This is a genomic window from Nonomuraea turkmeniaca, from assembly GCF_005889735.1.
Taxonomy (GTDB): Bacteria; Actinomycetota; Actinomycetes; order Streptosporangiales; family Streptosporangiaceae; genus Nonomuraea; species Nonomuraea turkmeniaca.
The window spans coordinates 1-21,811 of sequence record NZ_VCKY01000120.1 but is presented as its reverse complement, the minus strand read 5'-3'; the positions used below and the strand labels follow the sequence as shown (position 1 = coordinate 21,811).

Annotated in this window: 22 protein-coding genes and 1 riboswitch; of the genes, 5 read left to right on the top strand and 17 right to left on the bottom strand. The window is 71.1% G+C overall.

The genetic code is table 11. The features are described 5' to 3' along the window. The first annotated feature begins 120 nt into the window (after positions 1 to 120). Positions 121 to 312, top strand: coding sequence for a DUF5999 family protein (locus ETD86_RS30520; RefSeq protein ID WP_138669881.1), 192 nt, complete (start codon positions 121 to 123; stop codon positions 310 to 312). Positions 313 to 321: 9 nt separating this feature from the next. Here the strand turns inward: ETD86_RS30520 and ETD86_RS30515 are convergent, their stop codons facing one another. Continuing rightward, a complete protein-coding gene (locus tag ETD86_RS30515) occupies positions 322 to 912 on the bottom strand; it encodes an alpha/beta hydrolase family protein (protein WP_138669879.1) in 591 nt (196 codons plus the stop codon). Between the two features lie 81 nt (positions 913 to 993). Here ETD86_RS30515 and ETD86_RS30510 point away from each other — a divergent pair, with 81 nt between their 5' ends. After that, positions 994 to 1,347, top strand: coding sequence for a hypothetical protein (locus tag ETD86_RS30510; protein ID WP_138669877.1), 354 nt, complete (start codon positions 994 to 996; stop codon positions 1,345 to 1,347). Positions 1,348 to 1,431: 84 nt separating this feature from the next. Here ETD86_RS30510 and ETD86_RS30505 read toward each other — a convergent pair whose 3' ends face one another. The 12 genes from ETD86_RS30505 to ETD86_RS30455 form a co-directional block, all read right to left on the bottom strand. Continuing rightward, positions 1,432 to 2,220, bottom strand: a complete 789-nt coding sequence (locus ETD86_RS30505; protein ID WP_138669875.1) for a tetratricopeptide repeat protein — start codon at positions 2,218 to 2,220, stop codon at positions 1,432 to 1,434. 237 nt (positions 2,221 to 2,457) lie between these two features. Further along, entirely contained in the window at positions 2,458 to 5,283 is a 2,826-nt protein-coding gene (gene gcvP, locus ETD86_RS30500) for an aminomethyl-transferring glycine dehydrogenase (protein ID WP_138669873.1), read from the bottom strand. A gap of 169 nt (positions 5,284 to 5,452) precedes the next feature. Beyond that, positions 5,453 to 5,552, bottom strand: a riboswitch (glycine riboswitch). Positions 5,553 to 5,601: 49 nt separating this feature from the next. Beyond that, positions 5,602 to 6,222 (bottom strand): MerR family transcriptional regulator, encoded by a 621-nt coding sequence (locus ETD86_RS30495; protein ID WP_138669872.1) that lies wholly within the window; start codon positions 6,220 to 6,222, stop codon positions 5,602 to 5,604. Positions 6,223 to 6,369: 147 nt separating this feature from the next. Beyond that, positions 6,370 to 6,840, bottom strand: coding sequence for a bifunctional nuclease family protein (locus tag ETD86_RS30490; protein ID WP_020539830.1), 471 nt, complete (start codon positions 6,838 to 6,840; stop codon positions 6,370 to 6,372). A 120-nt stretch (positions 6,841 to 6,960) separates the two neighbouring features. Further along, on the bottom strand, positions 6,961 to 7,614 hold the full coding sequence (gene ftsR / locus ETD86_RS30485) for a transcriptional regulator FtsR (protein ID WP_170223354.1): 654 nt from the start codon (positions 7,612 to 7,614) through the stop codon (positions 6,961 to 6,963). A gap of 64 nt (positions 7,615 to 7,678) precedes the next feature. After that, positions 7,679 to 8,191, bottom strand: coding sequence for a double zinc ribbon and FHA domain-containing protein (locus ETD86_RS30480; protein WP_138669868.1), 513 nt, complete (start codon positions 8,189 to 8,191; stop codon positions 7,679 to 7,681). A 268-nt stretch (positions 8,192 to 8,459) separates the two neighbouring features. Continuing rightward, positions 8,460 to 10,964 carry a mannose-1-phosphate guanyltransferase gene (locus ETD86_RS30475; protein ID WP_138669866.1) on the bottom strand — a complete coding sequence of 835 codons (2,505 nt, stop codon included), beginning with the start codon at positions 10,962 to 10,964 and terminating at the stop codon, positions 8,460 to 8,462. Between the two features lie 4 nt (positions 10,965 to 10,968). Further along, positions 10,969 to 11,550, bottom strand: a complete 582-nt coding sequence (clsA, locus tag ETD86_RS30470) for a cardiolipin synthase ClsA (RefSeq protein ID WP_138669864.1) — start codon at positions 11,548 to 11,550, stop codon at positions 10,969 to 10,971. Between the two features lie 74 nt (positions 11,551 to 11,624). Then, positions 11,625 to 11,774 (bottom strand): hypothetical protein, encoded by a 150-nt coding sequence (locus ETD86_RS55560; RefSeq protein ID WP_170223353.1) that lies wholly within the window; start codon positions 11,772 to 11,774, stop codon positions 11,625 to 11,627. Next, entirely contained in the window at positions 11,774 to 12,469 is a 696-nt protein-coding gene (locus tag ETD86_RS30465; protein ID WP_246148449.1) for a phosphoribosylanthranilate isomerase, read from the bottom strand. Before ETD86_RS30465 ends, ETD86_RS55560 begins: the two co-directional genes overlap by 1 nt. A gap of 5 nt (positions 12,470 to 12,474) precedes the next feature. Beyond that, the gene (locus ETD86_RS30460; protein WP_138669862.1) at positions 12,475 to 13,191 is read right to left on the bottom strand and encodes a response regulator; all 717 of its coding nucleotides are present in this window, start codon (positions 13,189 to 13,191) and stop codon (positions 12,475 to 12,477) included. Beyond that, positions 13,188 to 14,792 carry a sensor histidine kinase gene (locus ETD86_RS30455; protein ID WP_246148446.1) on the bottom strand — a complete coding sequence of 535 codons (1,605 nt, stop codon included), beginning with the start codon at positions 14,790 to 14,792 and terminating at the stop codon, positions 13,188 to 13,190. The genes ETD86_RS30460 and ETD86_RS30455 overlap by 4 nt, the downstream gene beginning before the upstream one ends. 179 nt (positions 14,793 to 14,971) lie before the next feature. Here ETD86_RS30455 and ETD86_RS30450 point away from each other — a divergent pair, with 179 nt between their 5' ends. Continuing rightward, positions 14,972 to 15,511, top strand: a complete 540-nt coding sequence (locus tag ETD86_RS30450) for a class I SAM-dependent methyltransferase (protein WP_246148443.1) — start codon at positions 14,972 to 14,974, stop codon at positions 15,509 to 15,511. A gap of 242 nt (positions 15,512 to 15,753) precedes the next feature. Here ETD86_RS30450 and ETD86_RS30445 read toward each other — a convergent pair whose 3' ends face one another. From ETD86_RS30445 to ETD86_RS30430, 4 genes are all read right to left on the bottom strand, one after another. Continuing rightward, positions 15,754 to 16,542, bottom strand: coding sequence for an enoyl-CoA hydratase/isomerase family protein (locus tag ETD86_RS30445; protein WP_246148441.1), 789 nt, complete (start codon positions 16,540 to 16,542; stop codon positions 15,754 to 15,756). Beyond that, entirely contained in the window at positions 16,539 to 17,453 is a 915-nt protein-coding gene (locus ETD86_RS30440; protein WP_138669857.1) for an alpha/beta hydrolase, read from the bottom strand. Before ETD86_RS30440 ends, ETD86_RS30445 begins: the two co-directional genes overlap by 4 nt. Positions 17,454 to 17,462: 9 nt before the next feature. Continuing rightward, a complete protein-coding gene (locus ETD86_RS30435; protein WP_138669855.1) occupies positions 17,463 to 18,149 on the bottom strand; it encodes a gamma-glutamyl-gamma-aminobutyrate hydrolase family protein in 687 nt (228 codons plus the stop codon). A gap of 233 nt (positions 18,150 to 18,382) precedes the next feature. Next, positions 18,383 to 18,679 carry a hypothetical protein gene (locus tag ETD86_RS30430; RefSeq protein ID WP_138669853.1) on the bottom strand — a complete coding sequence of 99 codons (297 nt, stop codon included), beginning with the start codon at positions 18,677 to 18,679 and terminating at the stop codon, positions 18,383 to 18,385. A gap of 478 nt (positions 18,680 to 19,157) precedes the next feature. Here ETD86_RS30430 and ETD86_RS30425 point away from each other — a divergent pair, with 478 nt between their 5' ends. Both ETD86_RS30425 and ETD86_RS30420 read left to right on the top strand, forming a co-directional pair. Beyond that, positions 19,158 to 20,276: a globin domain-containing protein gene (locus ETD86_RS30425; protein WP_138669851.1), complete on the top strand. Its 1,119-nt coding sequence runs from the start codon at positions 19,158 to 19,160 to the stop codon at positions 20,274 to 20,276. 99 nt (positions 20,277 to 20,375) lie between these two features. Then, positions 20,376 to 21,806 carry a sialidase family protein gene (locus ETD86_RS30420; RefSeq protein ID WP_138669849.1) on the top strand — a complete coding sequence of 477 codons (1,431 nt, stop codon included), beginning with the start codon at positions 20,376 to 20,378 and terminating at the stop codon, positions 21,804 to 21,806. Positions 21,807 to 21,811: the final 5 nt, after the last annotated feature.

Here is a 21,811-nt window from a genome sequence, read left to right as displayed (position 1 = left end):
TAACAGTCCGAAGGGACTATGTCGGAACGTGCGACGGACATCGCACACTTGCCAGAACGACAACCCGAGCCGCTCCCGTCCCTCAGCGGGGGCATCCCACGAGATATCGGAGGCACGCCGATGTGCCCGCACGACCCGGCCTGTCCGGATGCAGAGGCGCCAGACCGAGAGAAGGCACGCACTCTCGCCTGCCACCCCGAGCAGGGATGGAGCTTGCTCTGCAACGGCGTCGTCCTGTTCGAGGACACCGGGGAGCTCCTGCCCAGCGGTGCCACCATCGAGCCGCACCGCCCCGTAGTCGGCGCGGCCTGAGCGACAGATCTACGCGTAGTGGGTGATCCACTCCGCAACCACCTCGCCCACCCGGGCGGGGTCCCTTTTCAGGTCGTGGCCCTCGCCGGGCAGCACCACCAGGCGCGCCGCGTCAGCGGCGTCGGGGATGCCGAACGGATCGCGATCGCCACTGACGCACAGCACATCCACCCCGGCGCCGCGTAGCTCCTCCGCTCTGGACCGCTCCGGCTTGCCGGGCGGGTGCAGCGGGAAGGCCAGCGCCACGACCGCCGCGGCACCGACCGCCTTGGCCGTACGGCAGGCGACCCGAGCCCCGTTGCTCCGCCCGCCCTGCACCAGCGGCAGCCCCGGCCACCGCGTACGCAGCTCACTCAGGACGATCTCCCACGCTTCGTCCTGCCTGGCCGGCGAGCCGGGCGCCCGCGCCCCCGCCACCCTGAACGCCTGCATCACCCTCGCCACGCTGGCCCCGGCGCCGAGCACGGCGTCGCGCACGGCCACCAGGTCGGGGGCGTCCACTCCCCCGGCGGATCCATGGGTCAGCACGAGCAGCAGCCGCGGCTCGGCCGCCTCGTCGACCTGGACCGTCGCGGGTCCTCGCGGAGTCATGACCTCCATGGCAGAACCGTACCTGCGGACGATTCCGCCCTACCCCTCAGGGCTGATGACGGCGTGCCGCGCGGCGGGCATGATGCTTGTATGCCAGACAAGCGCCCACTCCGGGATGATCTGCAGGCGACCCTCGACGCGCGCCGCGATCTCGGCCCGGACTACGAAGCCGCATTGGTCGAGTCGTTCGTGGAACGTCTCGACGAGACGATCGCCGCCCGCGTGCACGCCGAGCTGGTGGCCCGCGGCGCCGCGCCGCCCAGGCAACAGGCCAAGAACCCCGGATCCGCGATGATCCCGGTCGCGCTGGGCTCAATGGGCATCGGCATCCCGCTGACGGCGATCGCGGCGGGCAACGCCGGCCTGGTGGGGCTGACGATCACCTGGCTCGCGATCGTCGTCATCAACGTGGCCGCCGCGGCGGCCATCATGCGCCGCGGCTGAGCCCAGCCAGGCGGACGCCCCAGGAAGGAGCACGGCACCGGTGGGCCGGCGGACGTCGGCCCACCGACGTGGAGGTGGGCGTCCTCAGGCGTCGCGGTCGTAGCGGAGGCGGACCTCGGCGGCCAGGGTCTCGTCCTCGTGCTCCAGCCCGTACACCCACACCCGCTCGGCGTCCTCCTCCCGCCCGCGCAGCGGCAGGGTGCGAGCCAGCAGCTCGATGGCCAGCGCGCTGGTCTGCGGGTCGGCGCCACCCTCCACGGTCTCGGCGAACTCGGCGCAGGCCAGCTCCAGATGCGCGATCCCGAGCTGGACCCGCAGCCCCGGCACGTCCTCCTCAGGAGCCGACTCCAGCGCCTCCATGAGGACGTCGGCCGCCATCCCCGGCTCGCCGTGCTCCATCAGCAGGTCGGCCAGCTGCCGTGCCGCGTGCGCCCCGATCTCGCCGTCCCCGGCCGCCATGGCGGCCCGCAGCTCCCGTTCCGCCTCGTCGAGGTCCGTCGCCAGCCGGGCCAGCGCGAGGTGGGCCAGCGGCACGTACGCGGCGGTGCCGACGCCCAGCACGGCCTGCCAGGAGGCCCTGGCCTGCTCGGCCCGCCCCTCCCGCTCGAAGCCCTGCGCGAGATGGCAGGCGGCCTGGGCGGCGTACTCGGGATGCCCGGTGGCCAGCGCCGTCCTGGCCGCGGCCCGGGCGGCCTCGACGTCGCCGCGCTCCTCCAGCACCACGGCCAGCCCCACCGCGGCCTGGGCCCGGTCGGGCCCCTCAGGGTCGGCGACCAGCCGGCTCAGGATCGCGGCGGCGCCGTCAAGATCGCCGTCCTCGGCGAGGCGGCGGGCGGTGTCGAGGGGAGGTGTCTCCAGCTCTGACGACGTCAAGAGAGCTCCTTCTGGCGACGGTCGCACCGAAGCCTAACGACTTCTGGCGATCATGTCTGCTCACTTGACGGTGAAGGACTGGCCGGTGCTCGTTACGCCCGGTTCAGCGGCTTTCGAGCAGCAGCCGTCGCGCCTCACACGTCCCCCTCACACCACCCGGCACACAGCGCCGCCGGACAGCCCAGCGCCGCCCGACGGCGCAACACACCGCCCGACGGCGCAGCACCGCCCGACGGCTCAGTCCTCGTACGCCTCCAGCGGCGGGCAGGAGCACACCAGGTTGCGGTCCCCGTACGCCTGGTCGATGCGCCGCACCGGCACCCAGTACTTGCCGTCCCGCAGGGACGGCACCGGGTAGGCGGCCTCGGTCCGCGTGTACGGGTGCGCCCACTCGTCGGCGACGACGGACTCGGCCGTGTGCGGCGCGTTGCGCAGCGGGTTGTCGGTCTTGTCGTAGTCGCCCGAGGCCACCTTGGAGATCTCCCCCCGGATGGCGATCATCGCGTCCGCGAACCGGTCGAGCTCGCCGAGGTCCTCGCTCTCGGTCGGCTCGATCATCAGCGTCCCGGCCACCGGGAACGACATGGTGGGCGCGTGGAAGCCGTAGTCGATGAGCCGCTTGGCCACGTCGTCCACGGTGACGCCGGTCTCCTTGGTGATCTGCCGCAGGTCGACGATGCACTCATGGGCCACCAGCCCGCCGCGCCCGGTGTAGAGCACCGGGTAGTGGGGGGCCAGGCGGCGGGCGAGGTAGTTCGCCGACAGGATGGCCTGCTCGGTCGCCGCGGTGAGCCCCTCCGAGCCCATCATCCTGATGTACGCCCACGAGATCGGCAGGATCCCCGCCGACCCGTACGGAGCCGCCGAGACCGGCCCGACCGGCGTGTCGTTGTGCAGCGGGTAGCCGGGCAGGTAGGCCGCCAGGTGGGCGCGGACCGCCACCGGGCCGACGCCGGGACCGCCGCCGCCGTGCGGGATGCAGAAGGTCTTGTGCAGGTTGAGGTGGGACACGTCGGCCCCGAACTCGCCCGGCTTGGCCAGTCCGACCAGCGCGTTGAGGTTGGCCCCGTCGACGTACACCTGCCCGCCGGCCTCGTGCACCTTGGCGCACACCTCGGTGATGCTCTCCTCGTACACGCCGTGCGTGGACGGGTACGTCACCATGATCGCGGCCAGCGTGTCCCGGTGCTTGTCGATCTTGGCGTCGAGGTCGGCCAGGTCCACGTTGCCGTCGGTGTCGCAGGCCACGACGACCACCCGCATCCCGGCCATGACGGCGCTGGCGGCGTTGGTGCCGTGCGCGGAGGACGGGATGAGGCACACGTCCCGCCCGGTCTCGCCGTTGGCGTGGTGGTAGGCGCGGATGGCCAGGAGCCCGGCGAACTCGCCCTGCGAGCCGGCGTTCGGCTGGATCGACACCGCGTCGTAGCCGGTGACCTCGGCCAGCCAGCGCTCCAGCGTGCCGATCAGCTCCACGTACCCCTCGGCCTGGGCCTGCGGCGCGTACGGGTGGATCGCCGCGAACTCGGGCCAGGTGATCGGCTCCATCTCGGTGCTGGCGTTCAGCTTCATCGTGCAGGAGCCGAGCGGGATCATCGAGCGGTCCAGCGCGATGTCCTTGTCCTGCAGCTTGCGCAGGTACCGCAGCATCGCCGTCTCGGAGCGGTGGCTGTGGAAGACCGGGTGGGTCAGGTACGCCGACTCGCGCAGCAGCGCGGCGGGCAGCACGTCGCCGTCCAGGGCCACATGGGAGGCCTCGACCCCGAACGCCGCCCAGACCTTGGTCACCTCGGTGGCGCCGGTCTTCTCGTCGCAGGCGACCGAGACGTGGTCCGCATCGGCCTGCCAGAGGTTGACGCCCCGCTCGGCGGCCGCGGCGACCACCTCGGCGGCCCGGCCGGGCACGCGGACCAGGACGGTGTCGAAGAACTCGCGGTGCACGACCTCCAGGCCGGCCCCGCGCAGCCCTTCGGCGAGGGCGACGGCGTGCCGGTGCACCCGGTGCGCGATGCGGCGCAGCCCGTCGGGCCCGTGGTAGACGGCGTACATGCCGGCGATGACGGCGAGCAGGACCTGCGCGGTGCAGATGTTGCTGGTCGCCTTCTCGCGGCGGATGTGCTGCTCGCGGGTCTGCAGGGCCAGCCGGTACGCGGAGGCGCCGTCGGCGTCCACCGACACGCCGACCAGGCGGCCCGGCATCTGCCGCTGCAGGCCCTCGCGTACCGACATGTAGGCGGCGTGCGGCCCGCCGAACCCGAACGGCACCCCGAAGCGCTGCGAGGAGCCGACCGCGATGTCGGCGCCCAGCTCGCCCGGCGCGGCCACCAGCGTGAGGGCCAGCAGGTCGGCGGCGGCCACGACGAGCGCGCCCGCCTCGTGCGCGGCGGCGGCCACGGCGCGGAAGTCACGCAGCCGCCCGGAAGCGCCCGGGTACTGGACGAGCACGCCGAAGCACTCGGGCAGCTCGCCGTCGAGCGCGTGCTCCACCACCGTGATGCCGAGCGGCTCGGCGCGGGTGGCCAGCACGCGCTTGGTCTGCGGCAGCGCGTCGGCGTCGACCACGAACACGCTGCTCTTGGACTTGCCGGCGCGCCGGGCCAGCGTCATGGCCTCGGCGGCGGCCGTGGCCTCGTCGAGGAGGGAGGCGCCGGCGACGGGCAGGCCGGTGAGGTCGGAGACCACCGTCTGGAAGTTGAGCAGCGCCTCGAGGCGGCCCTGCGAGATCTCCGGCTGGTACGGCGTGTACGCGGTGTACCAGCCCGGGTTCTCCAGCAGGTTGCGGCGGATCACGGCCGGCGTGATGGTGTCGTGATAGCCCAGGCCGATCATCGAGGTCAGCACCCGGTTACGGTCGGCGAGGGCGCGCAGCTCGGTGATCGCCTCGGTCTCGCTCGCCGCGGCGGGCAGCTTGAGCCGATCCTTGGACCTGATGGCCTCTGGAACGGCCACGGCCACCAGGTCGGACACGGACTCGAAGCCGACGGCCTCGAGCATGCGCTGCTGGTCGGCCTCGGACGGGCCGATATGCCGGGACGAGAACGGCGGAGCTGACAGGTCGATCATGGACAGTGCCTCCCGAGGCTATGGAGACCGGCGCCAGGGCGCGGGCGAATGCCGGGTCTCCCCCTCTGTCAGCGCGGGCGGTGCCGCGACCTGAGAGCTTCACCCCCGGGAAGGGGCTTGCACCGTCGGTGAGACGCGCCTGGCCGGCGTGCCTGCTTTCCAGAGTTGCCTCACCCGAGCGGTACAGGATGCCTGAGAGATTCCGGGGAGGGTTGCTCCTTCGGCGCCCCGGGACCCGTGGGCCCCAGGGACTCTCCCGCACGGGGTCGTCGGCTTTGCTTGTCCTAGATTACAACCCTGTACGTTAAGCGCGAATTACTACCCTATGCGTCGGGCGCGTCGGCGCCGGGCGAGCTCGTCAGCGGGGTGGTCGGCCGGGACGGTGTCCTCGACCGCCGCTCGTTCCCCCGGCAGCTCCGCGAGGGATCCCTCGACCTCGCGCCAGACCCGGCCGAGCGCGATGCCGAACACGCCCTGGCCGCCCTGCAGCAGGTCGATCACCTCGTCGGCCGAGGTGCACTCGTAGACGCTGACGCCGTCGCTCATGAGCGTGATCTGGGCGAGATCGGCCACCCCGCGATCGCGCAGGTGTTGCACGGCCGTGCGGATCTGCTGCAGCGACACCCCGGTGTCGAGGAGTCGCTTGACGACTTTGAGCACCAGGATGTCGCGGAAGCTGTAGAGCCGCTGGGAGCCCGAGCCTTGTGCGGCTCGGATCGTGGGCTCTACCAGGCCCGTGCGCGCCCAGTAGTCGAGCTGCCTGTAGGTGATGCCGGCCGCCGCGCAAGCCGTGGGCCCGCGGTAACCGATGTCGCCCGGCAGCGCCGCCGGCTGCTCGTCGAAGAGCAGGCCCTGCTCTCCGGCACGCTGCCGCGCGTCCTCGCGCCGCACCGGATCTTCCTGGCCGGCCGTCTTTCCCTCGCCGCTGCTGACCGCCACGCGGACCTCCGGCTTTCTCTCATCCCGTGGCCTGATCTGGGGGTTCATGAAGGGCGGCCACGGGTTTCACTTGCACCGTAGGACCGTGACCATGCTCAGTCAACGATCCGGCTCGGCGCGTCGTGAAGCGTAAATGCACCGAAATACCTACCCCGCCCTGCCGAAGTCCTCGGGAGTGATCGTGTCAAGGAACTCCCTGAACTTCTCCACCTCATCCTCTTGGTCGTCAGGGATGACCACGCCGGCCTCCTGGACCACCTCCTCGCTGGCAAAGATGCGTGCTCCGGTGCGCAACGCGAGCGCGATCGAGTCCGACGGCCGCGCGCTCACCTCCACGCCGTTGGAGAACACCAGGTCGGCGAAGAAGATGCCGTCACGCAGAGCGACGATGTTGACCGCCCGCAGGCCGACACCCAGGGCGCTCAGCACGTCGCGGAAGAGGTCGTGGGTGAGCGGCCGCGGCGGAGGCTCCTCCGCCTGGGCCAGGGCGATCGCCGTCGCCTCGGTCATGCCAATCCATATAGGAAGGAACCGCTCCCCGTGTGCCTCCTTGAGCAAGACGATCGGCTGATTAGTGGGCATTTCAACTCTTACGCCCACGACCTCCATCTGCAACACGGGCTGCTCCGTATTCCTGACCGGTCACCCGGCACAGCTCTTTGCTCGACTGGCTACTTCAATTCAACGTAACACCCGGCGGGCCTGGAATGTGCCGTCGGCTCCCTGCTCGCCTGGCTCTCAACGCCCCAGGACCGACCGTACGCCCGTGCGCACCAGAGATGCGTGCAGATCGAGCAGCAGAGCCGACAGTTCCCTGGCGGTCTCCTCCGCCTCGCCGATGGCCCCGGGGGCGCGCCGTTTCAGCACCGGCGCGACGGTCTGCTCGACCAGGCCGCACTCGCGCTCGGCCGCCGCCTTGACCGCCCGCAGGTGCCGGGCGTGCAGCCCGAAGCGGGCAAGGGCGCCGACGGTGCGCGCCACCTTGAGCGCCTCCTCGTCGTAGCGCCTGGCCACCGGGGCGAGCAGGCCGTAGTCCTCGAGCTCGGTGAGCGTATCCTCGTCGATCCCCGCGGACTCCAGCAGCTCGGCGCGGCTGAGCTTGACCTCCTGCTTGCCCTGCAGCGCGCGGGGGCGGCCGAAGCTCTCGGCCATCTTGTCCTTGATCACCCGCAGCGGCAGGTAGTGGTCGCGCTGCTCGGTGAGGATGAAACGCAGCTGCTCGACGTGCAGGTGCGTGAACTTGCGGTAGCCGGAGGGGCTGCGCTCGGGCTCGATCAGCCCTTCGCCCTCCAAGAACCTGATCTTGGAGATCGTCACATCGGGGAACTCGCCCTGCAGGAGCGCGAGCACCTCCCCGATGCTCATGTGCGAGCGTGCCGCCTGAGGGCTCATGCGCCCTCCGGCCTCATGAGCCCGCGGTGCGAGGCTGCGTCCGTTGGTCGCTCGCTTCGCCCGCTCATGCCCCGGCGTTGCCCCGCATCAGGAAGACCAGGCGGAACTTGCCGATCTGCACCTCGTCGCCGGAGTGCAGCGGCACCTCCTCGATCCGCTCCCTGTTGACATAGGTGCCGTTGAGGCTGCCGACGTCGCGGACGGAGAACTGGCCGCCGCGGTGCCGGTAGAACTCGACGTGGCGGCGCGAGACCGTGATGTCGTCGAGGAAGATGTCGCTCTCCGGGTGCCGCCCGGTCGTGGTGAGCTCCTTGTCGAGCCGGAAACGGCTCCCCTGATTAGGGCCCCTGGTCACCGTGAGCAACGCCGCGCCGGGCGGCAGCTGCTCGAGGAGCGCCCGCTCGGCCAGCAGCATGTCGCCTGTCTCAGCCTCGTATGCCTCGATTCCCGCGACGGAGATCGTCGATGTGGTGTCCCCGGAGACCTCGGGTCTGGTCAGCGGTGACCCACAGCGGGAACAGAAACGGGCATCCTCGGGGTTGGCGTGCCCGCACTGCGTGCAGTAGACGCTCGGCATCGATCGGCTCGGCCTCCTACCGCGAAGACGCGGCGACGGTGCTGGGGCGCGCCTCGCTTCGCTTTTTCAAGTTTGCGAATGCCGCAACATACGCTGATCAGCGGCAAAGGTCAACTCGGGGCGCTGGACGGTGGTTTGGACGCAGACAAAGTTACCGCCGCTTCCGCCCCGTGGTCCATGCCGCCGCGCGTTTCAACATTACGATCTTGCGGCGCTCTGCGCGCGCATCGCCGGCTGATCGGTTTCCGTCACTCCCTGTGACGGCCGGTCACGTGGCGGCCTGCTCCACGATGCGCGCCCAGCGTTCGAGCAGTGCCTGGGCGCCGTCCATGTCGGGAGCCTCCGCCCAAAGGTCGGTGAGTGGCTCGGTGGCGGCGGGCAGGATCAGCACCCAGCTCCCGTCGTCGTGGGTCACGCGCACCCCGTCGGTGGTGTCGACGCGATGTCCCTCGGCCTCGGCCTCGACCGCCTCGATGACCGAGCGCATGACGGCGCCCTTGGCCGCCCAGGGCGTGGGCACGGCCCGCTTGAGCAGCTTGATCTCCGGGATCCTGGCGTCGATCTGGCTGAGCGACAGGCGAGTGCGGGCGACCAGCCCCAGCAGGCGTATGAACACGGCCAGCCCATCGATGGCCGGGCTGAACTCGGGCACGACGAACCCGCCGCGCCCGTCCGCCGCGAAGATCATGTCGGCTCCGGCGGCGGCCGAGGTGAGGGCGTCCAGCGCGGTGGAGGTCCACTGCACCTGCACGCCGTGGAAGCGGCAGACCTGCTCGGCGACCCTGGTCGTGCTGACCGGCAGCGCCACCTGGCCGCCCCGGCGTTCGGCGGCGACGAGGTCGAGCACGACGAGCAGGGCACGTTCGTCGTTGATGAGCTGGCCCATCTCGTCCACGAGGGCGATACGCTCGCCGACCGGGTCGAACCGCACGCCGAACGCCGCCCGGGAGGAGCTGACCAGCTCCGACAGGCGCTGCAGATCCCGGCGGCGCTCCGCCAGGGTCTCGGTGGGCGAGACGTCGTCGAGGCGGGCGTTGACGGTCAGCACCTCCACCCCGAGCCGGCCGAGCAGCGAGGGCAGCACGAGCGACGAGGTGCCGCCGGCGCAGTCGACGACGACCTTCATGTCCCTGACGCCGTCCACGCCGACGTGACGCAGCAGTTCGCGGGTGTAGTCCTCGACCGCCCTGGCCGGGTAGTTGAGCTCGGCGATCTCGCCGGGGAAGGCGCGGCGGAACTCCTGCCGGGAGAAGACCCGCTCCAGCTTGCGCTGGGCGGCCGGCGGGAGGTCGGCGCCGCGGCCGTCCATGATGACGATGTCGACGCTCTGCGGGTCGCCCGGCGTGGTGCGCAGCGAGATGCCGCCGGCGGCCGACTCGCGGCCGGTGTGGAAGCGGGCCACCGGCAGCGGGGCCGCCTCCAGGTCGAGCACGTTGATGGCGCTGGCGGTGAGCGCGGCGTTGACGGCCCGCTTGAGCGCCCTGGCGGCCAGCGAGCAGTCGCGGGAGGTGACGACGTACTCGCCCTTGTTGAGGGTGGTGGCGTACGCGCTGGCCAGGCGCACGCACAGCTCGGCGGTGATCTCGACGTTGACCAGGCCGCTGACGCCCCGCGGGCCGAACAGGTTACGCTGGCCGCGCGACTCCCAGATGACGCTGGTGTTGACGACCGCGCCCGCCTCGATGGTCTTGAACGGGTAGACCCGCACGCCGCTGGAGACGTACGCCTCGGCCTCGATGACGCATTCGTCGCCGATGATGGCGTTCTCCTCGATACGGGCGCCGGCCATCACGTCGGTGCTCTTGCCGATCACACACCCGCGCAGGTGCGCGCCGGGGCCGATGTAGACGTTGTCGTGGACGATCGCCCGGTGCAGGAACGCGCCCTCGCGCACGACCGCGTTGTTGCCGAGCACGGTGAACTCGCGGAGTTCGGCCCCCGCCTCGACCTTGGCGTAGTCACCGATGAGCAGGGGGCCCTTGAGCACGGCGTCGGGGTCGACCGAGGCCGACTCGGCGACCCAGACGCCGGGCGAGAGCTCGAAGCCGCCGATGTCCAGGGCGACCTTCCCGGACAGGGCGTCGGCCTGGGCCTTGAGATAGCTGTCGTGGGTGCCGACGTCCTCCCAGTAACCGTCGGCCACGTACCCGTAGATGGCGGCGCCGCGCTCCAGCAGGGCGGGGAAGACGTCGGATGACCAGTCGACGGGTTCCCCGGCCGCCACGGCGTCGAGGATCTCGGGCTCCATGACGTAGATGCCGGTGTTGACGGTGTCGGAGAAGACCTGCCCCCAGGTGGGTTTCTCGAGGAAGCGCTGCACGCGGCCTTGCTCGTCGACGATGATGATCCCGAACTCGAGCGGGTTCGGTACGCGTTTTAGACCGATTGTCACGAGCGCCGAATTATCCCGGTGAAATCGGATCATTTCTGTTAAATCGATATCCGTCAGGGCGTCACCGGAGATCACGAGGAAACGATCGTCACGGAGGCGGTCGGCGGCGTTCTTGACGCTGCCCGCGGTGCCGAGGGGCAGGTCCTCGGTGGCGTACTGGAGGCTCATGCCGAGCTCGTCGCCGTCGCCGAAATAGTTGCGCACCAGCGCGGCCAGGAACTGGAGCGTGACCACCGTCTCGGTGACGCCGTGCCGCTTGAGCAGGCGCAGCACGTGCTCCATGATCGGGCGGTTGACCACGGGAAGCAAGGGTTTCGGCTGGTTGGCGGTCATGGGACGCAGCCGAGTGCCCTCCCCGCCTGCCATGAGGACCGCCTTCACCCGATCACTCCTTTTTGGCCGAGGTTACGAGTTGGCGCACCTGTACCACATACAGCACTGCTGACCACCAGTACAGGCCCGTTCCCCAGAGCGCAAACGCCCATCCGACAATTCGGGCTATATCGGCATACCACCCAGTGTGGGATGCAAGGAAGAGGAGAGGGAAGGCATACATGAGGTTGAACATGGCGGCCTTGCCCAGGAAATGCACCTGAAGTGCCCTGTAGCCGTATTTGCGGAGTACGGGGAAGCAACTCGCGACGAAGAGTTCCCGCGCCAGGATCACCGCCACCAGCCACCACGGAATGACCTCGCGCAGCAGCAACGCCAGGATCGTGGCGAACACGTACAGCTTGTCAGCGGCCGGGTCGATGAGCCTGCCGAGCTTGCTGGTCTGGTTGAACGCGCGAGCGATCTTCCCGTCGAGCCAGTCGGTGAACCCGGCCACCGCGAGGACCCCGATGGCCCACCCGTCCGCCTTGGGCCCGAGAACCAGCCAGAGGAACACGGGAACGCCGAGAAGGCGCAGGAAGCTCAGCAGGTTGGGAACCGTCCAGATCCGGTCCTCGGCGGAAGTTTCGCTCACGAGGCAGACCCTACTGCGTGGAACTCCAACACAGCGGCCCCGCCTGCCCCGGGTTGGCAGGGGGCGGGCCGGGGTCAGGCGCGCAGGAACGCGTGGACGCGGCCCATGACGTCCTCGATCTGGGCCACGCCACCGTGCACGTGGAGGTCGGCCCTGGCGGCGATTCCGGACGCCAGCCGGTGGGCGCGGTCGGCGAGGGCCTCGTCGGCCGCCCGCTCGTCCATCACGCCGAGCCGCTGCCCGGATGGGCTCCCCGCACCGTCTCGAGGAACGCCTTGATGAGGGCCGGGTCCTTCACGCCGGGCGCGGACTCCACGCCGCTGGACACGTCGACCCCCCACGGGCCGGCGGCGGCGACGGCCTCCGTCACGTTGGCCGGGGTGAGGCCGCCGGCCAGCAGCCACCGGCCCGACGGGCGGCCGCGGATCGCGGCCCAGTCCCACGGCAGGCCGGAGCCCGCATGAGGGGCGTCGACGAGGAGCAGGTCCTCGTCGAAGGCGCCGCACCGCAGGTCGGCCTCGGCGTCGACGGCCCTGAGCAGGACGGCTCCGAGGTCCTTGAGCGCGGTGAAGTCGCTGTGCGGGTGCCGGCCGTGCAGCTGGAGGGCCCGCACGCCGGAGGTCAGCGCCGCAGCCCGCACCGCGCCGGGGTCCTCGCCGCGGAACACGCCGACGGTCAGCACGTGCCCGGGGACCAGCGAGACCAGCTCGGCCGCCCGCTCGGGCGTGATCTGCCGAGGGCTGCGGGTCATGACGAACCCGACGGCGTCGGCGCCCGCCTCGACGGCCGCGGCCACGTGTTCCGGCTCGGTCAACCCGCAGATCTTGACGTACACATCTGCCACCATAGCGGCGGCGGGCGGCTCCAGGGACCACGCCCGGACCAGCACCGTGGCGTCGAGGCCGGACGGCGGCACCACGGTCGTCAGCCTGCGGGATGATCACCTGTCTGCCCCGTGGCGGATCCCTCGGCCGGACCTCGGCGCACCGGGCGGAAGGACGCGTCCACGAGGCCGGTGCGGTGGGCCACGACCGCGGCCTGGATACGGTTGCGCAGCCCCAGCTTGTCCATCGCGGCGGCGATGTGGGTCTTGACCGTGGTGACGCCGACGTGCAGCTTCTCGGCGATCTCCGCGTTGGACAGGCCGGTGCCGACCAGGGCCAGCACCTCCAGCTCGCGGTCGGTCAGCCCCGGCGGCGGCGGCGCGGCCGCCTGCTCCTCGGCCGTCAGGAACCGCTCGACGACCCTGCGCAGCACTGACGGCGCGAGCAGCTGCTCGCCGGCCGCCGCCCGGCGCACGGCGTCCACCATGCGTTCCGGCTCGTCGTCCTTGACCAGGAAGCCGACCGCTCCCGCGCGCAGGGCGGCGTAGACGTTGGCGTCCTCGGCGAACGTGGTCAGCACCACGATCCTGGCCCCCGGCCGGGCGGCGAGCACTCGCTTGATCGCCTCCAGCCCGTCGACCCTGGGCATGCGCAGGTCCATGAGGATCACGTCGGGCAGGTGGCGTTCGGCCAGGCGGACCGCCTCGGCGCCGTCCTCGGCCTCGCCCACGACCTCCATGTCGCCCGCCGCCTGCAGCAGCATGCGCACGCCCGCGCGGACGAGCGCCTGGTCGTCGGCCACCAGCACGCGGATCACGCGGCGCTCCCCGAGGGAAGGCGCGCGGGCAGGGTGGCGGCCAGCAGCCAGCCGCCCTCGCCGTCGGGGCCGGCGGTGAGGGTGCCGCCGAGGGCGCGCACGCGTTCGCGCATGCCGGCCAGCCCGCGGCCGGAGGAGGGCAGGCGTTCGATGCCGGTGGGCGGCCGGCCGTTGCGGATCTCCACCGACAGTCCCTCGCCGGCGGTGACCACGGTGACGCGGACCCGGGTGCCGGGGCCTGCGTGTTTGAGCACGTTGGTGAGTCCTTCCTGGACGATGCGGGCCGCGGAGGTGCGGGCGATGAGCGGCGCCTGATCGGTGGCCGGGTCGAGGTCCAGGTCCACCACCAGTCCGGCGGCGGCCATGCGCTCGGCCGACTCGCGTACCACGTCGGCGGGATTGGCCAGCAGGTGAGGCTCGCGTTCCGGCGCCCGCAGCAGGTCGAGCAGGTCGCGCAGGTCCTGCAGCACCTGATGGCCGGTCTCCCGGATGTCGTTGAGCGCGTCGGCGACGGGGCCGTCGGGCGCGGTGTAGCGGGCGGCGCTGGCGCGCAGCACCATGGCGCCGACGTGGTGGGCGACGATGTCGTGCACGTCGCGGGCGATGCGCTCGCGTTCGGCCAGCTGGTCGGCCCGTACCTGCGCGACCGCCGCCCGGGCGGCCTCCTCGGCGCGCAGCCGCTCGGCGGCCGCGGCGGACTGCCGTACGCCGAGATAGCGGCCGATCGCGATCGGCGTGGCCACCAGCGTCATGAGCACGCCGACGCGGAACGGGGTGGTGTCGGTGTCGTCGCCGACGACGGCGATCGCGGTCAGCAGGCAGCCGGCGAAGTACGCCGCCACCGTCCACGGCCAGGAGGCCACGCGCATGGCGAACACGCCGACCGCGATGAGGGTGAGGATCACGCAGGTGTTGACGGCGTCGTTCAGATAGGTGTCGGCGGACACCAGCAGAACGCCCTGCAGCAGGAAGACCAGCCCGGGAAAGCGCCTGGCGATGCCCAGCGAAAGGCCGCCCACCACGGCCAGCAGCCCGACGACCCAGACGGGCTGCGTGCCCGAGTGCCAGGAGGTCCAAGTGCTGAGCACCGTGATCGCCACCCCGCCGGCCGCCAGCAGCGCGTCCGGGGTGACGTCGCGCTCCTCCAGCCGCCCGGCCGAGCTGCGCAGGTACGCGCCCAGCACGGCGGGGAAGACCGGCAGCAGGACCGAGTACATCCACGCGTTGACGGTGAGGGCGATGCCCGGGTCGGCGATGTTGACCGCGGTCGCGCCGATCGCGGCGGCCACGGCCACCGCGGTGGCCCGCCAGCCGGCCTGGAACCCCGCCACGCCGAGCGCGACGCAGACGAGGATCTGGGCGGTGTTCGAGGTGAACGACTCCAGCTGGTCGGTGACGACCAGCAGGACGGCCAGGTAGAGGGTGACCGGCACCGGCCAGCGGCGGACCAGCCCCATGGACAGGCCCGCCAGGAGCGCCATCGGGATGTTCATCGCCGCGGGCAGATATTTCGTGTCGCCCGCATGAGCCGTGGTCAACAGGTCCAGAGCCACACCCGAAACGGCCAGCAGGACATCAAGCGGCACACCGCGCCAACGCATGCGCACACGGTATCCGCCCGCGATGAACGGCCAATCCTCCGGACGGAGGACCCCGTCTCCTCCTTGTGGCCGCAGGCTTCGCCCGGAGGGGGGAGCGCGTGGTCAGATCTTGGCCCTACTTTTGTCCTATGTCTAACGACACCGCACTCTTGCTCGGTCAGTTTCTACGCTCCCCCGCCATGATCGGCGCGCTGGCGCCGAGTTCGCGGCGCCTCGCCGCCACCATGTGCACGCCGATCCCCGAGCGCGGCGAGCCGACCGTGGTGGAGCTGGGCCCCGGCACGGGGCCTTTCACCGCGGAGATCCAGCAGCGGCTCGCCGGACGGGGACACCACCTGGCCGTGGAGGTCAACGGGCCGCTGGCGCAGCGGCTCGCCGACCGTTTCCCCGCCGTGGACGTGGCGCACGCGGACGCGGCGCGGCTGAGCGACCTGCTGCGGGAGCGGGGATTGCGACAGGCGGACGTGGTGGTGAGCGGCCTGCCGTGGGCGGCCTTCCCCGACGGGTTGCAGCGCGATTTGCTGAGTGCGGTGACGGCGGCGATGTGCCAAGGGGCGGCGTTCACGACGTTCTCCTATATTCACGCCATCCCGCTCAGCTCGGCGCGGCGGTTCCGCGAGCTGCTCGCCGAGCAGTTCGAAGAGGTCGTACGAGGACGCACGGTGTGGCGCAACGCGCCCCCGGCGTTCGTGTTCCACGCACGCCGCCCCAGAACCTGACCGGCACACGGGCACCCGTGGCGAAGGAGCTCCCTGCTCGGCTTCCTCCCGCCGCGGGTGCTCATGGCCGTCCCGCTGGCTCGAGGACGGCCGGCAGCCGCACCAGCCTACGGAAGATCTCGGCTTCGTCCCTCCGGGGCGGCGTTCTCGGCCTCGTCGAACAGGCGCCCGTGATCTTCCCGCCGGCGTGGCGGCCTTACGGACTGCGCCTACCCGAGGCCTGGAGAAGCACACACCCGCGCTCAGCCGAACGACGGAGGCCTTTTCTCCCGCAGCGCGCGCACGCCCTCGGCCACGTCGGGACCGCTGAAGCCGAGGAACTCCATGGCCAGCGAGGCGTCGAAGGTGGGCCCGGCCAGCCGCAGCCAGTTGTTGAGCGAGTATTTGGTCAGCCTGATCGCCTCCTGCGCGCCGGCGGCGAGCCGGACGGCGATCTCCATGGCCCTGTCGTGCACCTGGTCGTCGTCCACGCACAGGCTGACGAGGCCCATCCGCTCGGCCTGCTCGCCGGTCACCGGCTCGCACAGCAGCAGGTGGTATTTGGCCTTGGCCAGCCCGCACAGCAGCGGCCAGACGATCGCGGCGTGGTCGCCGGCCGCGACGCCGAGCCTGGTGTGCCCGTCGATGATGCGCGCCGTGCGGCCGGCTACGGAGATGTCGGCCAGCAGCGCGACCGCGAGCCCTGCTCCCACGGCGGGGCCCTGGATGGCGGAGACGACCGGCTTGGCGCAGTTGAGCACGTTGTAGACGATGTCGCGGGCCTCGGCGAACACGCGCAGCCTGGTGGCGTGGTCGCGCGTCATCTCCTCGATCATGGACAGGTCGCCGCCGGCGGAGAACGCCTGGCCCTCTCCCCTGACGACGATCGCCCGCACGTGGTCGTCGCGGTCGGCGTCGCGCCAGATCTCGGCCAGTTCGCGGTGCGCGGTCATGTCGACGGCGTTGAGCCTGCCGGGCTCGCTGATCGTGATCCGCAACACGCCGCCGGCCGGGGTGTCGATCTTCAGCTTCGTGTACGTCTCGTAGGTCACCAGGATTCCCTGAGCCGTCGCGCGACGTACTCGCGGGCCTCGGCCGCCTGGTCGAACAGGCCGGGCAGGACGAAGAAACTGTGCACGGCGCCGTCGAACCTGAGCGCCTCGACCGGCACACCCGCCTGGGCCAGCCGGTCGGCGTATCGCTCGCCTTCGTCCCTGAGCACGTCGTATTCGGCGGTCACCACGGTCGCGGGCGCCAGGCCCGTCACGTCGGGCAGGCGCAGCGGGGACAGCAGCGGATCGGCCGGGTCCACGCCTTCGGCATATTGCCGGGCGAACCAGGCCATCTCCTCGGCGTCCAGCCCGAACCCCTTGGCGAACTCCCGGTAGCTGGGCGTGTCCATCGCCACGTCGAGCACGGGATAGACGAGCGCCTGATGCGCCAGCCGCAGCCCGGCGTCACGGGCCCGCCAGGCGGCGACCGCGGCCAGGTTGCCACCCGCGCTGTCACCGATGACGGCCACGCTGCCGTTGCTCTGGTAGAAGGCGGGCCTGGCGAAGATGTCGCGCACCACGATCCACGCGTCGTCGGCGGCGGCCGGGAAGGGGTGCTCGGGGGCCAGCCGGTAGTCGACGGAGACCACCACGGCCCCGGTGCGGATGGCCAGGTCGCGCCCGGCCGCGTCGTTGCGCTTGACGCTGCCGAAGACCCAGCCGCCGCCGTGGAAGTAGACCAGGACGGGCAGCAGGCCGTCGCCGGGATCGGCCCGGTAGATCCGGATCGGCACGTCCTCGGCCAGCTCGTCGCGGACGAACGGCAGCTTGGTGAGCGGTCCGCGGTGCGCCGCCAGGCCGTCCTGCGCGCGCAGCTCCTGGATCGTGGACAGGTCGAACGTGGCCAGATCGGTGTTCAGGTCCGACGGGTAGCGGGCGACGTAGTCCCGTGCCTGGGGGTGCAGCGGCATGATCGCAGCCTAGCGGGCCGCCTCCATGAACGCATCGAAGAGCCGGTTGTCCCCGCCTCGCTCCGGGTGCCACTGCACGCCCACGCCGAATCGGTGGCCCTGCAGCTCGATGCCCTCGACGATCTGGTCATCGGCCCAGGCCACGGCCAGCAGGCCGCTGCCGAGCCGCCGTACGGACTGGTGGTGCGGCGCGACCACCTCGACGTGGTCGCCGACGGCCTTGCCGAGCTTGCTGGAGACGCTGACCTGGATCGTGTGCGGCGTGCCCGGCTCGTGGTGCCGGTCGTGGTCGAGCACCTCGGGCAGCCACGGGATGAGCGTGCCGCCCTGCGCGACGTTGAGCACGTGCATGCCCCTGGCGATGGCCAGGATCGGGACGTCGGCGCGCACGGCCGCCCTGGCCAGGGCCAGCTCGAACCGGTCGCGGTGCACCTGCGGCTCGGGGGCGCGCTCGTCCTGCTCCCCGTTGTAGGCGGCGGCCTCCACCTCGACGCCGCCCGCCAGCAACACGCCGTTGAGCCCCCGTACGTAGTCTTCGATGGCGTGCGGGCCCAGCGGTGGCAGCACCACGGGCGCGCCCCCCGCCCGCACCACCGCCTTGGCGTAGGAGGGCGGGGACAGTACGGCCTCCCGCACCCAGTCGCCCCAGCGGGCGGCCTCGAAGTAGGCGGTGATTCCGATCAGCGGTCGGGACATGCGATCTCCCGGAGCAGGGTGGAGTTCGTGCCGCCGCCAGCCTGTCTGCGGTGACGGCCACTTGGCCCCATCATGGCGCACACCCTTTCCGATATGTCACCTCTCCCCAAAGATCCCCGCCTACCACTTGCCTCCCCCGCCACCGGGTTCTTGGCTTTTCATCCGGTTTCAGCGGGAGAGGCGGTCTCGGAGTGCCCCATCAGGCCTCCATCAGGCCGGCGAAGGCCGTGAGGTCAGCGGGACGGGAGGCGGGAGGAGGTCTCGGTGATCAGCTGGGTGAGGATCGAGGTAGCGTCCGGATGGGTGTCGAGCAACTCGTCCAGACGGGCCCGCCAGGCCCCGGCCTCGGCGTAGAGCGCGTCGTCCTCCGCCTGCAGACGCAGCCGGGTCTCGCACAGTTGCAGCTGGTACATGAGCCCGAGGTAGTGCCCGACCGTGTCGCTGAGCCACCAGTAGGCGTCCGTGCTGGCGGCGAAGACGAAGATCCGAGCGCCCTCCCAGGCCACCCGCCTGGGGTGGAGGACTGCCATGGCCGGATCGTACGCCCGTCCGACGGTTTCCGAAACGTTTCAGGATCAGGTCCGCCGCAGTGCTCGGCTCCGCCAGGTTCACGCGCGAGGGCGGCTACCGGCTCGGGGCGGTCGACGTCCTGAGTCTGAGCGGTGGGCGCATCGCGGAGATCGCCGGATTCCTCGACCCGGGGCGTGTTCCGCTGTTTCGGCTTCCCCGCCGAACTGAGCGGATAATTGCGAATATGACTTTTATTCGCATTCACCGTCCGAAACAACATTAACACCGTGTGCGCAGAATCACGATTCCACTACGCATAGTTCTACTTCGCACCGTATTGGGGGGAAACGGTTGTGGCGCGTCATGGGCGGTGTAACACTCAATTTTGAGCGTTCCGGATGTGCCGGGGCCCGCCGCTGCGCTCACGACCCGGAGCCGTCAGGGAGGTGGAACGACAAGACCGGAATGCGTTTCCGGTCGATAAGTGGGGTTGCTTTTATGTCGTTGAATCCGCGCCTGGTGAAGGAGAGTTTCTCCGTCGTCGAGCCGCAGGCCGAACGGGCCACGGCCTATTTCTACGGCCGCTTGTTCGCCGAGAACCCGCACCTACGCGCCATGTTCCCGCCCGCCATGAACGTCCAGCGGGACCGCCTGTTCAGCGCGCTGACCCGGATCGTGTGGAGCCTGGACAGCCCGGACAGCCTGGCCGCGTTCCTGAGCCAGCTGGGCAGGGACCACCGCAAGTACGGCGTGATCGCCGAGCACTACACGGCGGTCGGCAACGCCCTGCTCGCCACGATCCGGCGCTTCGCCGCCGACATCTGGGACCACGAGATCGAGGCCGCCTGGGTGGCCGCCTACACGGCCGCCGCCAACATGATGATCGAATCCGCCGAGGACGACGAGGGGGTCTCCCCGGCGTGGTGGCTGGCCGAGGTGATCGACCACGAGCTGCGCCATCGCGACATCGCGGTCATCACGCTGCGGCCCACGCAGCGGCTGCCGTACCAGCCGGGCCAGTACGTCAACGTGCAGACCGCACGCTGGCCGCGCGTGTGGCGGACGTTCTCCATCGCGAACGCGCCGCGCAAGGACAACACGATCAGGCTGCATGTGCGCTCGGTCCCGGGCGGCTGGGTGTCCACGACGCTGATCAGGCACACGCGCATCGGCGACACGCTCATGGTGGGCTCGCCGATGGGCACGATGACGCCGCGCGAGCAGAGCATGCGCGACGTGCTGTGCGTGGCGGGCGGCACCGGGCTGGCGCCGCTGAAGGCGATCATCGAGTCCATCATCGCCTCCGGCCGCCGGCCCAACATCCACCTGCTGTACGGCGCGCGTACCTCCGGGGAGCTCTACGACCTGCCCGACCTGATCGCGATGGAGTCGTCGTTCCCCTGGTTGCGGGTGCTGCCGGTGGTCTCCGACGAGCAGTCGTACGACGGGATGCGCGGCCACCTGCCCGAGGTGACGCAGCGCTTCCACTCCTGGGCCGAGCACGACGTGTACGTCTGCGGCCCGCCCGCCATGGTCAACGAGACCGTCCGCCGCCTGCAGATCGACGGCGTGCCCCTGTCGCGCATCCACCGGGACATCGTCCAGGCCGAACGCTAGTCGCTGGCCGGCCGTTGTTCCTGTCGGGGGTTGACAGGAGGGGCTGGACGGTGCGTTGTGGAAGTTGACACGCGCACCGTCCAAACGTGGAGGTCGTCTGTGCCGTCGTCTGCCGGTCGCCGGGGAATCGGCGCGTTCGCGATCGTCGTCACGCTGCTCCTCACCTCCTCCCCGGCGGCGGCGGACGCCCCGCTGACCGAGATCGGGGCCGACGCGTACGCCAACGCCACCAGCCAGCACGGCACCCAGGCCGGGCCGGACTCCCACCAGTGGGGCACGACCATCGTGACCGCGCAGCAGGCGGGCCGGTTCTTCGACGGCGGGGCGTCCGGCATCGCGTTCGCGACGTCGGGCGACAACGGCGGCACGTGGACCAAGGGCGTGCTGCCGGGGCTCACCGGGTTCGGCGGCGGGCCGTACCAGCGGGTCAGCAACCCTTCCGTGGCCTATGACGCCAGGCACGGCGTCTGGCTGATCGCCTCACTGGGGATCACCGACACCGACGGGATCGCCGGCGCGGCCGTCGTCGTCAGCCGGTCCGCCGACGGCGGTCGCACCTGGGAGAACCCGGTCGTCGTCGCATCGGGCGGCGACCTCGACAAGAGCTGGATCGCCTGCGACAACACCCCCGACAGCCCGCACCACGGCCGTTGCCACGTCGCGTACGACGACCACGCGGCCGGCAACACGATCAGCATGGCCCGTTCCTCCGACAGCGGCCTGACCTGGGCCGTGACCGCCACTTCTGCGACCGGGCTCGGCGCGCAGCCGGTGGTGCGGCCCGACGGCGCCGTCGTGGTGGCGTACCTGGGCGACGACGACCGCATCCGCGCCATCCGCTCCCGCGACGGCGGCGCCACCTGGAGCGAAAGCGTGCCGGTCTCCATGGTGCAGCGGCGCACGGTCGCGGGCGGGTTACGCGCCTTACCGCTGCCGTCGGCCGAGACGGACGCGGCCGGCACCGTGTACATCGTCTGGCAGGACTGCCGCTTCCAGCTCTTCTGCGCCGGCAACGACATCGTGCTGGTCACGTCGGCCGACGGCGTCCAATGGGACCACGTCACCCGCGTCACCGCCGACGGCGGCGACCACTTCATCCCCGCCCTCGGCGTCGACCGCTCCACCTCCGGCGGCTCCGCCAGGCTCGCGCTCGCCTACTACCGCTACCCCGACGCCGCCTGCGCCGCCGCGACCTGCCGGCTCACCGTCGGCTACACCTCCTCGGCCAACGGCGGCCGCTCCTGGTCCGAGCCCTCGGAGCTGCACGGGCCGATGAGGCCGGACTGGCTGCCCAACACCGCGCAGGGCCGCATGGCCGGCGACTACATCTCCACCGCGATCGTCCCCGGCGGCAACGCCTTCCCCGCCTTCACGGCCGCCACCGCGCCCACGGGCGGCGCGTACGACGTGCGCACCTACACCGTCTCCGGCGGCCTGCCCATCACGGGCGGCGGCCCCGCCCTGCTCTCCATCGAGGGACCCGTCGCGGCCGGCGAACCCCCGCCCGACACGCCCGCCACCGCCCGCTAGACACC

What these genes read in the sequence shown, in the direction of transcription:
- ETD86_RS30515 (WP_138669879.1), bottom strand. Translation starts at nt 912, where the DNA reads ATGGAGGTCATGACTCCGCGAGGACCCGCGACGGTCCAGGTCGACGAG.
- ETD86_RS30450 (WP_246148443.1), top strand. Translation starts at nt 14,972, where the DNA reads ATGATCGGCGCGCTGGCGCCGAGTTCGCGGCGCCTCGCCGCCACCATG.
- ETD86_RS55560 (WP_170223353.1), bottom strand. Translation starts at nt 11,774, where the DNA reads ATGGACGAGCGGGCGGCCGACGAGGCCCTCGCCGACCGCGCCCACCGG.
- ETD86_RS30425 (WP_138669851.1), top strand. Translation starts at nt 19,158, where the DNA reads ATGTCGTTGAATCCGCGCCTGGTGAAGGAGAGTTTCTCCGTCGTCGAG.
- ETD86_RS30520 (WP_138669881.1), top strand. Translation starts at nt 121, where the DNA reads ATGTGCCCGCACGACCCGGCCTGTCCGGATGCAGAGGCGCCAGACCGA.
- gcvP (WP_138669873.1), bottom strand. Translation starts at nt 5,283, where the DNA reads ATGATCGACCTGTCAGCTCCGCCGTTCTCGTCCCGGCATATCGGCCCG.
- ETD86_RS30480 (WP_138669868.1), bottom strand. Translation starts at nt 8,191, where the DNA reads ATGCCGAGCGTCTACTGCACGCAGTGCGGGCACGCCAACCCCGAGGAT.
- ETD86_RS30435 (WP_138669855.1), bottom strand. Translation starts at nt 18,149, where the DNA reads ATGTCCCGACCGCTGATCGGAATCACCGCCTACTTCGAGGCCGCCCGC.
- ETD86_RS30455 (WP_246148446.1), bottom strand. Translation starts at nt 14,792, where the DNA reads ATGCGTTGGCGCGGTGTGCCGCTTGATGTCCTGCTGGCCGTTTCGGGT.
- ftsR (WP_170223354.1), bottom strand. Translation starts at nt 7,614, where the DNA reads ATGAGCCCTCAGGCGGCACGCTCGCACATGAGCATCGGGGAGGTGCTC.
- ETD86_RS30430 (WP_138669853.1), bottom strand. Translation starts at nt 18,679, where the DNA reads ATGGCAGTCCTCCACCCCAGGCGGGTGGCCTGGGAGGGCGCTCGGATC.
- ETD86_RS30510 (WP_138669877.1), top strand. Translation starts at nt 994, where the DNA reads ATGCCAGACAAGCGCCCACTCCGGGATGATCTGCAGGCGACCCTCGAC.
- ETD86_RS30440 (WP_138669857.1), bottom strand. Translation starts at nt 17,453, where the DNA reads ATGCCGCTGCACCCCCAGGCACGGGACTACGTCGCCCGCTACCCGTCG.